At 47.3% G+C, this 13,202-nt stretch carries 10 protein-coding genes and 1 riboswitch; of the genes, 5 read left to right on the plus strand and 5 right to left on the minus strand.

What is annotated here, in order from left to right; translation table 11 throughout:
* From ABEA66_RS31535 to ABEA66_RS31550, 4 genes are all read right to left on the minus strand, one after another.
* The coding region (locus tag ABEA66_RS31535) for a DUF8202 domain-containing protein (RefSeq protein ID WP_345593859.1) at positions 1–5,379 on the minus strand (5,379 nt) is incomplete at its 3' end.
* 298 nt (positions 5,380–5,677) lie between these two features.
* Positions 5,678–5,768, minus strand: a riboswitch (cyclic di-GMP riboswitch).
* Positions 5,769–5,991: 223 nt separating this feature from the next.
* A complete protein-coding gene (locus ABEA66_RS31540) occupies positions 5,992–6,396 on the minus strand; it encodes a VOC family protein (protein ID WP_079911339.1) in 405 nt (134 codons plus the stop codon).
* 128 nt (positions 6,397–6,524) lie between these two features.
* On the minus strand, positions 6,525–7,472 hold the full coding sequence (locus ABEA66_RS31545; protein ID WP_079911480.1) for a helix-turn-helix transcriptional regulator: 948 nt from the start codon (positions 7,470–7,472) through the stop codon (positions 6,525–6,527).
* Between the two features lie 231 nt (positions 7,473–7,703).
* Positions 7,704–8,714, minus strand: coding sequence for an alpha/beta fold hydrolase (locus ABEA66_RS31550; protein ID WP_345593860.1), 1,011 nt, complete (start codon positions 8,712–8,714; stop codon positions 7,704–7,706).
* A gap of 144 nt (positions 8,715–8,858) precedes the next feature.
* Between ABEA66_RS31550 and ABEA66_RS31555 the strand changes: the two genes are divergently transcribed.
* Entirely contained in the window at positions 8,859–9,752 is an 894-nt protein-coding gene (locus tag ABEA66_RS31555; protein ID WP_079911341.1) for a LysR family transcriptional regulator, read from the plus strand.
* Between the two features lie 343 nt (positions 9,753–10,095).
* Positions 10,096–10,593 (plus strand): DinB family protein, encoded by a 498-nt coding sequence (locus tag ABEA66_RS31560; RefSeq protein ID WP_345593862.1) that lies wholly within the window; start codon positions 10,096–10,098, stop codon positions 10,591–10,593.
* A gap of 114 nt (positions 10,594–10,707) precedes the next feature.
* Here the strand turns inward: ABEA66_RS31560 and ABEA66_RS31565 are convergent, their stop codons facing one another.
* On the minus strand, positions 10,708–11,691 hold the full coding sequence (locus tag ABEA66_RS31565) for a helix-turn-helix transcriptional regulator (protein WP_345593863.1): 984 nt from the start codon (positions 11,689–11,691) through the stop codon (positions 10,708–10,710).
* Between the two features lie 151 nt (positions 11,692–11,842).
* Between ABEA66_RS31565 and ABEA66_RS31570 the strand changes: the two genes are divergently transcribed.
* The 3 genes from ABEA66_RS31570 (at position 11,843) to ABEA66_RS36460 (ending at position 13,137) form a co-directional block, all read left to right on the plus strand.
* Positions 11,843–12,322, plus strand: a complete 480-nt coding sequence (locus ABEA66_RS31570) for a hypothetical protein (RefSeq protein WP_079911344.1) — start codon at positions 11,843–11,845, stop codon at positions 12,320–12,322.
* Positions 12,323–12,345: 23 nt separating this feature from the next.
* Positions 12,346–12,822 (plus strand): GyrI-like domain-containing protein, encoded by a 477-nt coding sequence (locus tag ABEA66_RS31575; RefSeq protein WP_345593866.1) that lies wholly within the window; start codon positions 12,346–12,348, stop codon positions 12,820–12,822.
* 132 nt (positions 12,823–12,954) lie between these two features.
* Entirely contained in the window at positions 12,955–13,137 is a 183-nt protein-coding gene (locus ABEA66_RS36460) for a CcdC protein domain-containing protein (RefSeq protein ID WP_377741000.1), read from the plus strand.
* Positions 13,138–13,202: the final 65 nt, after the last annotated feature.

Consider the following 13,202-nt stretch of genomic DNA (forward strand, 5'->3'; position numbering starts at 1 on the left):
ACTAACCGGATTCACCAGCAGCTCATAGCCGCCGTTCACTGCACGGCTGCGAGCGTTGTCGATGAGAGCTTGCTCTGAAAGCCGAATGGTAACATTCACGGCAATATCGCCAAGTGCCGCATCGCCGAATTGTTTCGCGATCTCGCTAAGGTCCAGCTGGCTGCTAGGCACCGGATAGATAGCCAGCAAGTTCCCGATTTCCAGGCTCGAGCCGGTATCCTTCAGCTGCTTGACCATGGCCGCCGTTAAGCCTTGTACCTGTACATCGCCGTCACCCGGTACGCGAATCGCCAGATGCTGCGCCCCCCCTTGGGACAAGATGCCGTTGAGCTTATCTCCATCGATCTTCACCGTTGCAACACCGTCTTGCCCTGCCGTTTGTGTTGCAAACGAGGTTTGGTTATCATTCACCGTCGTGACGATGTAGCCGGAATTAGAAGCACTGCCGCCTCCGCCTCCACCGCTTGGCCGGTTATTTCCGGAGGATGTTGCTCTAATGACGGTGATCGTATATTCTTTGATACGGCCATCCCGGTCGGTCACTTTCACCGTTACCGTATTAACACCGGGGTTGAGCGGAAGTGCTGCACTTGTTGCTCCGCTGGCCACTTCGCTGAAGGTACCTCCGTTAACGGCAATTTCGATCTTAGCACCCGGATCGAGCGCTACAGGTGTCCATTGCAGCTGGTATACACTGCCGGACACGGTCATCGAGTAAGCTTCCTTGTCCGATTCGAAGGCCGGGTTCAAGCCACCGTTGGACGGAGTGAGCGAGACCAGCTTGTTCGTGGTCCGGATGATTTCCATCGTATAAGTCGTTTGCTTGCCGTCTGGTCCAGTCACTTGCACCTGAATGGTATTCAAGCCTTCCTTGAGCGGAAGGTTATTCCAGTCCGAAGCACTGACCGGGTTACCATTCAAGGTAATGGCGACTTTGCTACCCGAATGTAGCGCTTGCGGGTCGATACCGACCGTAGTCACTTCGTTCGATACAACTGCTTTATAGTTCAACTGACGTCCGTCGAATGCCGGGGTCAGCGCGATCGGATTGCCGTTCGCATCACCCACTTGGAGCGAGACAAGTCCGAGCTCGCCATTCACTGAAACCAGACGATTGCGCGCATCGTTCAGCGCAGCCAGCGCTGCATTGACCTCAGCTTGTGTTGCATTCGGATCGTTCAATACCTTCTCGGCTTGCTTCAACGCATCCTGCAGCACCTGCCAGCTTTCTGGCGTATAGGCGTTCTTCTCCAGGTTCTCGCTCTTAATGTCGTTTACTTTCGCTTGCAGTGCCGTTTTGTCAACGACAGCGACCGTAAAGGTCTTCGTCTTGGTCACCATCTTGCCATTTTTCGTCGCCGTCACTTCGACCTTGTACTCGCCTGGGGCAAGATCAACGGACGGAGTGAAGCTCCACGTACCATCCCCATTCACAGTAACAGTTGGAGTTGCTACGATATGACCAGCATGATCGTAAACGACGGATGTAACCGTTGACCCCGGTTCGGTTGTTCCTGCAAATTCAGGCTTGGACTCGGTAACGGTTGAGCCGCCTGGTTTGGTGATGACTAGCGCTGTCTCTTTAGTAGCCACGGTCAATGCCTTGGTTTTCTTTGTAGTCTTGCCGTTTTTCACGGCCGTAACCTCAAACGTATAATCGCCATCAGGCAGGTCGGTTTCCGGCGCAAAGCTCCACGTACCATCCCCATTCACAGTAACAGTTGGAGTTGCTACGATATGACCAGCATGATCGTAAACGACGGCCGTAACCGTTGACCCCGGTTCGGTTGTTCCTGCAAATTCAGGCTTGGACTCGGTAACGGTTGAGCCGCTTGGTTTAGTGATAAACAGGGCTGTATCTGGTACAGCCACGGTCAATGCCTTGGTTTTCTTTGCTGTCTTGCCATCTTTCTCTGCAGTGACCTCAAACGTATAATCGCCGTCAGGCAGGTTGGTTCCCGGCGCAAAGCTCCATGTACCGTCCCCCTTCACAGTAACCGTTGGGGTTGCTACGATATGACCACCATGATCGTAAACGATGGCCGTAACCGTTGACCCCGGTTCGGATGTTCCTTTGATCTCCGGCTTAGGGATAGTTACGGTATTGCCGCTTGGCTCCGTGATGGTTAAGGTGGCGAAAAACGGATCTTCCGCATTCCGCGAAAAGTTATCTACTACATTATCGTTGGTACCTTTTAAGTTTCCATTCGTTTTATCGTACTCAACCGCCACAATCCGGCTGCTGTTCACATCGACGCCGTCCGGTAACTTAATGGTTACGATTTTGGCGTTCGTTGTATCGACGAGGATGGATTCAATCGGAATTTGCTGGCCTTCCACGGTGACAGTAAACCCGTCTTTTACATCCGCTGCCGTCAATTTCACCGGATAATCAAACTTAAGTGTGATTGTTTTCGAAGCAGCATCAATACTTGCCGATTCCAGCTTCGGAACTTTTAATACTAGGCCATTCATTGCCGCTGTCAATGCATCTTTTGCCTGATCAATTTGCTTCTGTGTAGCCGTACCGTCTACCAGAACAGCACTGGCATTCGATAACGCCGTTTGGTAAGCGGCCCAGCTTTCTGCTGTGTACTTCTCTTCTACATAAGCAGGGGAACCGCCAACCACTGTTTGCAATTCGTCCCTATATGTTCTGGCAAACGTAAAGTATTTTACATCATTGCTATTGATCTTGACTTCATAACTGCCGCTTAATTTGTTAGCTTCGACAGGGTCATTAAAATTCACTCCGTCTTCACTTGTAAGCAAGTAGTAATTATCAATAGGCGCTGCGGCATCATTTGAAAGTAATTTGAAAGTTACGTTCTGCTCGGTATTATTTTTCCAGTTCGGACTGGCTTCAACCTTAAACACACGTTCCATTCTTTTCAAATAATGTTCTGTCGTTCCGGGCGCATGATTGGTTTTAAGCGTATAATTTGTTGCTGCATTATTATCACTGAACGTAAAGAACGACTTCTCGACATCTATAACAGTCGGATTATCTTCATTCGTTGATTCAAAGTGATCACCATCGCTATCACTATCGCTGTCGCCATTACCTATGGCCACCGCCACCAAGGCCCCGTCTTCTTCCGACCGGGACATTCTTTGGTCCAAAGCTCCATCTTTACCTATCCCGGTAATCCGGTAACCATAACCGGCGTTATTTGCAGCTGTCCACATGGTTGTGGTGCCGTCGCTGGCAATATAATTAACCGGGGTGCTGCCATCTGGACTAGTCAATGTTAGTCCATATTTTAATGCAAAGTAGCTGCTCACTTTTTGCCGGTCAATATCGCTTAGCTTATTGTCGAAAACCAGCACCTCAGCAACATTACCATCGTTCATGGGTTGATTATGAGCGCCGCCGATATAGTGATTAAATGTAGTTACTGTATTCCATTGCGTTGTGTTTGTTGAGTCTGATTTCTCTTGATAGCCATTGACAGAAAGGCCCCAATCGCCTACGCCGCTCCAAACATTCAATAAATGTGGTCTAGTTATATCCTTAGTTGGTGTTACTGTTTTCGTAGCAGTAGTACCGAAATCTGCAGTAATGTCTGTTTTGATATATTTCGTGATCCCCGACCTGGCTCCCCCAAGCTCCCATGGGAATCCTCGGGTTCCTGCGATTTGTACAGAGTAAACTTCCCTCTGGTTAGATGCAGGCAGAGTAGAGAACGGCAAATTGGTATCGAACATGACTCTTGAGCCTGTTTGGGGGACAGTTACATCATGATAGTTAATCATTTTTTTTCCCAAATTGGAAAGTAATTGTCCACTACTAGCTGTCGAAGAATAAGGATTCCATTCTCTCGAAGGATCGGCCAGATCCTGAATTTTGTTAATATACTTACCATCAGGTGATATTGGGCTTCCCGCTGCTTCCCAACCTTTCGTCAGCTCAAACCACGAGATTAGATCGGTATCTAATCCGGCTGGAACCATTTGTTTCTCCCTTGCGAAGGTAAACGTAGCAACATTTCCAAATTTATTAGTATTAAGCTGAACTTTACCATTCGTTAGCCGCAAATTCTTATCAAACTTGCCATTGATCAACAGATAGTATGTATATCTCGATTGCATAACTGACTGGTCTAATGACAACGTAATCCCGGCATCCGCCCAGTTATTCGTTTTTTGAACGGTGAACTGACGCGGCATGCTCTTTAGCCCTGTAGGAGCACCTGAGTCGGCAACGTCCTCAGTAAAGTCTGTGCTTTTATTATTGTCGCCAAACATAAAGAACGATCTATCGTTATTTATGTCGAAACCGGTGACCGCCGCATTCGAAGCATCAATCTTATCACCGAGCGCAATAGTTACCAGCGCATTGTCTTCCTGCGAAACGGATTGTTTTTGTTTCAGCGCGCTGGCATCGTCCCGACCGAGTCCGGTAATCCGGTAAGTAGCATCTGTGCTATTCCCAGGATTCCAGAATACTCCTTTATTACTATCGATATATTCCTCGATACCGGTGCCATCCGGCTTCTTGATCGTCAAACCATATTTGATTCCAAGGTAGCTATTGACCTGTTTTCTTTCTTCAGGTTCTAGCGGGCGATTGTATACAATAAGCTCGGAAGTCGCTCCGTTTAAAACCGAACTATGACCAGCGCCAAAATAGTAAGTAGTTGTAATACCCTCTTGCGAATTGAATTTAGAAGGCGTGTAAGGAGTTATGACGGCCGGCTCTCCAATGCGCTTTCCATCCAGAGAGAGAGCCCACTCATGCTTGTTCTCACTGCTGTTAAATAGGTTCGATACATGCATCACATGCGTATTCGTCGAATTCTGCTGGTCGGTATCCAATGAACGGCTTTGGCGGGTAGCGACATCAGTACCAAAATATGAGGAAATTGTATCCCTGGTATATTTTGCCTTTTCGCCAGGAATACTATCTGGAAAGTCGCCACCAAGCTCCCACGGGAACCCCGCATTATTAGTGGCATTGCTTTGCACGGAAAAAACTTCTCTGGATAGATCGTCTACATTAAACTTATTAAGGGAAAGAAAACCATTGGTCGAGCCCTTTGTCAAGCCCGGGTTATAGTTAATCGCATCGGGTTTGTACTGGGCAGTCGAGGCGTTTTGCCAATTTCTTCCTCCTGCCAGATCATTCACATGATGAATTGCACCAGCGACAGTGGGAGCAATCGGGACTGTAGCAGTAGAATACACACTGTCTGCCACACTCAAATTGACCCAAGAAATCAGGCCGTCTGCAACTCCGCCTGGCCCAGTCATCACAGTCGGCGCAGCAGCCGCTTTCTGTGGCACAACGCCGACAATGCTTCCGAACAGCAAGGCTGCGCTGAACGTTAAGTTCATGCCTTTCTTCCACTTTTGTTTAAATCCAAATCTTGCGGACACGCTTATCAAACCTCCTCTTGTTTAAAGTTGCGTCCAAAGTCAACGCAAAGTGTTACAAATTTTATTGCCCAACGAAAAATTTGTTTAGATGATTTCGGTTTTTAAGAACTGAATCATAAAAATTTGGGCATAAATCCCCAGTTCTCCTGGGCAAGTTGGTTGCATTGTCCAGTCTCCTTATTCTTTAATTTAAACTCTTCCTGCAACCAGGTTCTGCACGACCAAACCACTCCCATTCAACTATCGTTTTGCAGGTCCCTTCCTCTGATATCTATGGACACACAAAGAAAGCCAATCCGTTGGCAACCCAGCTACCATCCCAAATTTACTTTGGGGAAGGCCCGCGGCTTTGCGTCCCTGCCTTTCGGTCAGGTTTGCCTTTTTCAGTTGTATTGGCATTACATAATTCTACAAGTCAAAACTGAACAATTTCTGAACAAGTCGGAATTTGTCGAAAATGTCCCGCTCGTTCTAACCGATGACAAAACAAAACAAAACAAAGAAGCATCAAAGACATTGAGTAATTCTTTGATGCTTCTCATAACGCCAACTTTGTGCTTACTTATGATACGGTTCTCCGGCTGTCTGTAACGGCAAGTTCTTTACTGCCCCTCAATGTCTACCTCTAAACCGTTTCATCGCCTCCTCGGTCACCGGCTCGAAGAGGTTAAGAAGGTTGCCGTCGGGATCGCGGAACAGCATAGAACGGTTCCCCCACGGCATCGTGGTCGGTTCCTTTACCCAATTATCGACAAATGGCTTCAAGCGCACATATTCAGCATCGACATCGTCGACGCGGAACTCAATAATGACAGTGCGATTGTTGGCCCCCACAACGGAACCGGCGCCGATTAGCTGCGCTGTCTGGGAGTGGCCGATTGCAAGGGTGCATGATGGCACAACGAGTTCGGCAAATACGGGCGCGGGTCGCTCCGCCGAAACCCCCATGACTTTCTCATAGAACTCGACGAGACGATCCACATCGTCAGTAATGATGCGTACAGAAGCGAAATTCATAACATATCATCCTTCCTAGTAATAATAGGTGCTGTGTCCCACAGCCGTTGCATAACATATTTTTTACTTATCTATCTCCTTTACATTTACATGTCCAATTATAAAAAAAGGCTACTGACAACGTTATGTCAGTAGCGTTTGAGAATTTTTTGGGCTTCCTCACGAATTCGATTTTGGAAAGATTCAGGTTCCAATACTATTACGCCCGCTCCCCAGCCTAGCACCCATTGCAGCAATTCATCCAGCTGACGAACGCGTAAGACCACATCCAATCCATCTTGATGCTCTTTCATATCCTCTATGAAATGATAGTTCGATTCCTTCACCTTATCTGCGATGTCATGATTAAATCGAAGGCAGACTCGCAAGTGGCGATCATCTAAAGGGGTATACTCCCTTAAGTCAAAATGCGCCGGGAGCTCGAATCGTTCGTCCAGTTCGATAAGCTCAGCCATTCGGGACAACCGGAAATGGCGGATGTCTTGGCGCAGATCACACCAGGCCACAAGCATCCAAGACCCTTCAACGAGTACAAGGCCATAGGGAGCGACGGTACGTTCGCTATGGCGGCTTCCCGTAGAATCCGTAATTTTTTTCGAATAATGAAATCGGATCTTTCGCCCATCTAGTAGAGCCCGGCGGATCTTATCGAGATTTTCCCTTTCGTTTGACAGAGCAGCCTGTTTGCCGGGCGCGAGCAATCGCAGCGACTTGCGTATACGGGAGGTCTCACTGCGGACACTGTCTGATAGAGTAACCTCGATTTTCCTCCTAGCAGCCTTAGCTTTATCACGATAATCATCATCGAATCGTTGCTCGATAAAATCTGTTCCTATAAGTAATGTCACGGCTTCCTCAATTGTAAAACGGATCGGAGGTAGAAAATATCCCTCCATTAAGGAATACCCTGCGCCTGTAGTGCCTGTAATAGGCACGCCTGCTTCGCTGAGCGCCTGCATGTCGCGATAGATGGTCCTCACGCTGGTTTCAAATAGTGCCGCCAAATCTTCGGCACGTACCACTTGCCTGCCTTGCAGCTCCAGCACGATGGCCAACAAACGATCTGTTTTGTTCATTGACTGCCCCCTTGCCCTTTTCCCATATATCAATTGCAAATACCATGTGTCTAGCTCTTCTTTAATAATACGGCTTGTACTACTATAAACATAGCTCATTTTTGTTACGCTGCCAGCTTCATTATGAAATTCGCTACTTATGACACGGTTCATCTTAACGGGTCCATCGGCGAAAAATGCGAAGGAGCCTGCCGCGGCACGCTCCTTCGTTTTAATCTTAACTATCAGCACTCATCTCGTAGCCAACAAGCGTTTTAGATTGTCATCAATATATTTATTATCGGCCTTGTTGATGCCGCGACCGGCAAAATGGCCCCAGATCGACTCTATAGGATTAAAAACAGCATTAGGCATTAGCTTAGCCTCGTATTCGTTATCCTCCGCCAGGCAGAAGAGATCTGTGCTCCCTGGCATGACACAAGCTAGCGCTTTAATGCTTTTGAGCGCCTTATCGAAATCTCCGTTATATACGGGGTTTGCACTAATATCTGCATTTTGGCCTGTCCATAACATGGCTAGGACATTGTGCGGATCCATCTTCATAAAGCTATCTTCCCAGACGCCAGCCATAAAATCTGTCAATGAGTCAAACCCCAGCTCACGATAAAGTTCCTCTCTGTAAAACGCCTGTGATACGCCCCATCCCGCATAGACACGGCCAACCGCGCGCATATCAGCAGAAGTCAACTGGTTTAGTTTACTTGAATCGAAGCGGACAGCAGCCATGAGCGAAGCTTTCATCCCCTCCAGGACCACATACGTTTGGGGCCAAGTCTTGGCGACCCCGGCGAAAGGTGCAATTCGTTCCACCATGTCTGGATAACTAGCCCCCCATTGGAATGATTGAATGCCTCCCATTGACCATCCAACGACGAGAGCGATCTTTTGAATGCCGAATTTTTCGGTCACCAGCCGATACTGGAATGTAACGTTGTCATAGATGGTTACCTGCGGAAAATTAGCCCGGTCGAATGGAGGAGGCGTATTACTGGGAGAGGAAGATAACCCGTTGCCCAGCAAATTTGGAACGATAATGAAATATTTCTGCGGATCCAGTGCCATGCCGTTTCCAATCAGCCATTCATTCTGAACATGCCGGTCACCAAAAGCAGTCGGATAGACGATGACATTATCTTTCTTTTCATTCAATTTTCCATAAGTCTTATAAGCAAGAAAAGCGCTCGGTAACGTCACTCCCGATTGCAAGGTTACGTCACCCAAATCAAAAATCTCATATTCCATCGTGTTGTCTCTCCCTTCAAAATGAAATCATCCATTGAGAATGCATTTCTTGTTGTTAGTATAGATCTGTGATACTCTCAATAAAAGTGAATAGATTTCAAAGTAATATTCAATAATTTTGAAAGTAAAAAGGGGGATCGTATGATGGAATTGCGCCAACTGAATACATTCTGTATGGTTGCATCAACTTTAAATTTCAGTCGTGCTGCGGAAGTGCTGAACTACGTCCCCTCCAACGTCACGATGCAAATAAAAGCATTGGAGGATGAGCTAGGTGTTCGTCTCTTTGACCGTTTGGGTAAGCAGCTCGTTCTCACAACGGAGGGCAAACGCTTTTTAACTCATATCCAAGGCGTTCTAAACAAATTGGACGAAGCTCGTAGCGCCGTTCATGACAATGAAAATCTAACCGGAACCCTAACGATAAGTGCCAACGAGGTTATTTGCGCCTATCGGCTTCCAGCTGTCTTTCAACGATTTCGTTCGCAGCATCCGGGAGTTCGTCTGATCTTCCGCTCCGTTCCAAATCAGCAGCTCAAGCAAACGCTCTTTGAGGGAACCGCGGATGTCGTCTTTATGTTGGACGAACCCATTCGCTCAGGCGGACTTGCAGTGGAACCGTTGCTGGAAGAAACTTTTCGCCTTTTCGCCGCTCCAGACCATCCACTCGTGAAACGAACGGTGCTACAGCTGGGAGATTTCAACGGAGAAGTGTTCCTGACGAATGAAAAGGGCTGTCCCTATCGAACCATGTTTGACCGATCATTTGAAAAAGAGGGCATTGATGGGATTACGTATTTGGAGTTTCAAAGTGCCGAAGCCATTAAACAATGTGCAATTTCGGGAATCGGTATTGCCTTTCTTCCTGAAATAACCGTGGAAGCCGAAGTTGAACGGGGCGAACTTGTTGCCCTTCCATGGCAAATTCCGGACTTGCAAGTGTTTACACAGATGTTATGGCATAAAGACAAGTGGCTTTCACCAATCATGTTATCTTTCATTGAAGCAGCAAGGGGGATTCTCCTGCGGGCTATTTGACCCTCGAACATGCAACTGTTAGAGAACGACCGAATAACCCCGTCTTGGATGCAACGGAGCTGAACGATGCTTATTTGGAATAGAGCTAACCAAGCTGAGAACACGTCCAAGATCGGTCGGCGAGAATTCCAAGCCCGTAAGGATTGGCAGCTCAAAATTTCGCCCTACTTATGATACGGTTCTCCACGCCCTTAGCTCAATAAGAACTAGTTTATGCTATGTCATCTTTTTTGTTTGATTAAAATTTTGCTGACACACAGTTGTCAGTTGGGGCTCCTTATAATCGGTATTGTAAATGAGTTCGAATAACTCGCTAATCGCCTAAATAAGGAGGTTTTCCCCGATGTATCAATCCATTCAAGGCTTTATTACCGAATACCAGAATGAGTCCGAATATACGCAAAAAACCCTCAGTTCCTTGACAGACGCGTCATTGAAGCAAGAGATTGCCCCAGGCTTCCGTACACTTGGAACTTTGGCGTGGCACTTAGTGCCTAAAGGTGGGATTCTGACATCAACCGGCCTTAGATTCGAAGCGCCGCCCGAGCATAGCGAGGCTCCTGATTCCGCAGCGGAGATTGCTAAAGCGTATAGCTCCACCTCCGCTGCCCTAATAGAGGCGGTACAATCCCAGTGGACGGACGAGAAGCTGCAAGAATCCGTTACTATGTTCGGACAACAATGGAAGAACGGTTTTACGTTAGGGATTTTCCTCAAGCACGAAATTCACCATCGCGGACAGCTAACCATCTTGATGCGCCAGGCGGGACTTCCTGTCATCGGAATCTACGGTCCCTCCAAGGAAGAGTGGATCAGTATGGGGATGGAAGCCCCGGTTTAAGCATACAAAGGCGCGCTCTTTACTTTCTTGGCAAAAACGCGCACCTTCTATTTTTGAGGTTGCTGGGGCACCAAGCCAACCCGGGCTCGCTAACGTTGCAGCCCGGTTATTGGTTTAACGTGTTTTTGTTAAAGTGTCAGCACTTCCCCTTAACCGCTCTTCCAAAATCAAGCGCAGCTCATCAGGAATCCGTTCAAACTCGACCCCTTTCCCCAAAAACAAAAGCCAATCCGCATAATACTCTAGCGCCTCAACATCGGTCACATCCAGTTGATCATTGAAAATCCCACTCGACTGGAACATCCCTGTAAAGGACAAAATAATCCCCGGCGGGTGCAAGCGCTTAAAGCGCTGAATCCCAGTCGTATCAAGTTTGACAATCAGATTGGACTCACGTGCGCCAAGCCGTTTTTTGCTTAAAATCTCTTGCTCAGACCGTCTCATCTTCTGCTCGGAAATGGCCGAATCCCGCAGCATCTCAACAGGCAAATAACGAAACTCACCGGTATCAAGATCATAAACCTCGACCAGCCAACGAGCGTTTGAGTTAAAAATATGAATCAAAAAAACGTCCATCAACTGCGGCCAGCCAGGACTCGGCTCATACGTCAAGCGCAAGTGCTTATCCCGCACGGCTAGCGAAATCAGCTGGTTCAATTCCGCAGGCGCCGCATCATCGAGTTCCAAAAGATTCGGATTAGCAGGATTTGTATTTTCAAAAAGCAAGATATTATTCAGTTCGATCAGCTCGTCGTGCTGGGTTTGCGACGCGATGCCGATGAGTTTTTCAGTGATGGAGCGGCGATTTTGCAAATAAGGCAGCTGCGAATTTTTCGAGGCGATAAAGCTGATAAATATCGCTTTCAGTTCTTCTGGCGTGAAACGGACGGCGGACAGATACTGATTTTGCAGGACATTGTAGCCGCCCCCGCGCCCAAGCTCGGTCGTCAATGGAAAACCCATCGCCTGAATCTCGTTAATGTCGCGGATCGCCGTCGCGCGAGAAATCTTGAACTCCCGCTGAATCTCTGCAATCGTAAAATGCGCGCGGTTATTGATGAAGCGCATGATCAGGTTCACTCGTTCTGTCTTTTTCATGATTTTATTGTATCAGAAATGTAGCACTAGTACTGATTTTGATTCTGTTTTTGCAATACTTTTTGATATTCGATAAAAGGTATCGTTTTTTGATACATTTAGAGAATAGTATCAATCTTGTAAAAACAAATCCGCTAAGGGAGAGATTAAAATGTCTAACTACTCCATCCAAACCATTTCAGAAAACTACAAAATGACTGCTTTCGGTGTTTTACTTGAAGACTACAACGACTGGGCAGGCAATGCAGCAAAAACTGCAGCAAAAAAAGCTGAAATTACTGAAAACGGCAAGCTTGCCGAACTTCTCACGCTCGCTGACGGGCAAGAATATCAAATCAACTACGTCATCGACGGCAAGGCTTGGCGCGGCTTCGGCGTGATGGGTGCATACGACGTGGAAGGCGCGGTCGTCCTTGACTTCCTCGCTGGGGACTACCTCGTGGTGCCTGGCACAGGCGCTGACAAAGACCGCCTTGCTGAGGAAATAACAGGCAAGGTTTTCGGTGGCCTCCTGCAAGAAATCACAGACTACAAATACGTTGGTCCTGGTAACTCAACATTCGTCAAAGCAGCTGAAGACGGTACATTCTACGGCGAAATGTGGCTTCGTGGAAAAAAAGTAGCAGGCTAATCTCAGTCAAAAGGAGCACTCCCATGGCAAAATATACAGTTGAACATAAGAAATCATTTACATTGACCGCTTATGGTTTTTCAATTCAATCCAATTTCCAAGACGCGCCAGCTTTGCAGAAGGAAAAAGCGGAGTTTTGGGGAGGACTCAAGGCTGACGGGCGTTTTGATAAGCTCAAAGCGGCCGCAAAAGATGATCGCGAATGGTCAGTCAACGAGGTTTATCAAGGCAGACCGTGGAATTATTTCGCGGTAGAAGCTAGCAAATCGGTGGCTGACGCAACACGCATCATCGAGTTTCCAGAGAGCGAGTACATTGTGCTCGCAGGAACCGGTGACAAGGAAACTTTGTTTGATCAGTTGACTTATCGTGCTTTTGGCGAAGTCTTGTCACAAATCACTGACTATGCTTACATCGGCGGTCCCAATGCGACTTATCGCAAAGAAAACGGTGAAGGCACTTTCTACGGCGAATTTTGGGTTCCTGTGGTTAAAAAATAGTAGGCTTTGACCAAAGGGCCACTCCGAAACACACGCGGAGGGCCCTTTTTGAGTTCGCTTTCTTTCAGATACCTTTTCAGTTCGGAGCTCTTTGTACCTAGTTGGGCATATGGATTGGCCTTGGGTCTATGAATGGTGTTATCCCTCCCCCTTATTTGGACCACGAATTATGAGGTTCGAGAAGATAACCTTATTTATGCCAAGAAAAACTGGGGATTTGTGTTCGCATTTGTAGGCATCATCCTCATCCGATTATTTCTTCGGAAAGAGTTGACGGGTTCGCGTTTACAGAGATACAATTATTATTTTATTTGATTCTCCAGTTAACTCAGGAAACTCTTTTAATGCGAACGTACGTTTGGTATACTAAAATCAAACAT

The sequence above is a fragment of the Paenibacillus vulneris genome, from assembly GCF_039543185.1.
GTDB lineage: Bacteria > Bacillota > Bacilli > Paenibacillales > NBRC-103111 > Paenibacillus_S > Paenibacillus_S vulneris.

Bases quoted from the DNA above. Each gene is read 5' to 3' on its own strand.
- ABEA66_RS31545 (WP_079911480.1), bottom strand. From the start codon at position 7,472: ATGAACAAAACAGATCGTTTGTTGGCCATCGTGCTGGAGCTGCAAGGC.
- ABEA66_RS31560 (WP_345593862.1), top strand. From the start codon at position 10,096: ATGTATCAATCCATTCAAGGCTTTATTACCGAATACCAGAATGAGTCC.
- ABEA66_RS31540 (WP_079911339.1), bottom strand. From the start codon at position 6,396: ATGAATTTCGCTTCTGTACGCATCATTACTGACGATGTGGATCGTCTC.
- ABEA66_RS31550 (WP_345593860.1), bottom strand. From the start codon at position 8,714: ATGGAATATGAGATTTTTGATTTGGGTGACGTAACCTTGCAATCGGGA.
- ABEA66_RS31575 (WP_345593866.1), top strand. From the start codon at position 12,346: ATGGCAAAATATACAGTTGAACATAAGAAATCATTTACATTGACCGCT.
- ABEA66_RS31570 (WP_079911344.1), top strand. From the start codon at position 11,843: ATGTCTAACTACTCCATCCAAACCATTTCAGAAAACTACAAAATGACT.
- ABEA66_RS36460 (WP_377741000.1), top strand. From the start codon at position 12,955: ATGGTGTTATCCCTCCCCCTTATTTGGACCACGAATTATGAGGTTCGA.
- ABEA66_RS31565 (WP_345593863.1), bottom strand. From the start codon at position 11,691: ATGAAAAAGACAGAACGAGTGAACCTGATCATGCGCTTCATCAATAAC.
- ABEA66_RS31555 (WP_079911341.1), top strand. From the start codon at position 8,859: ATGGAATTGCGCCAACTGAATACATTCTGTATGGTTGCATCAACTTTA.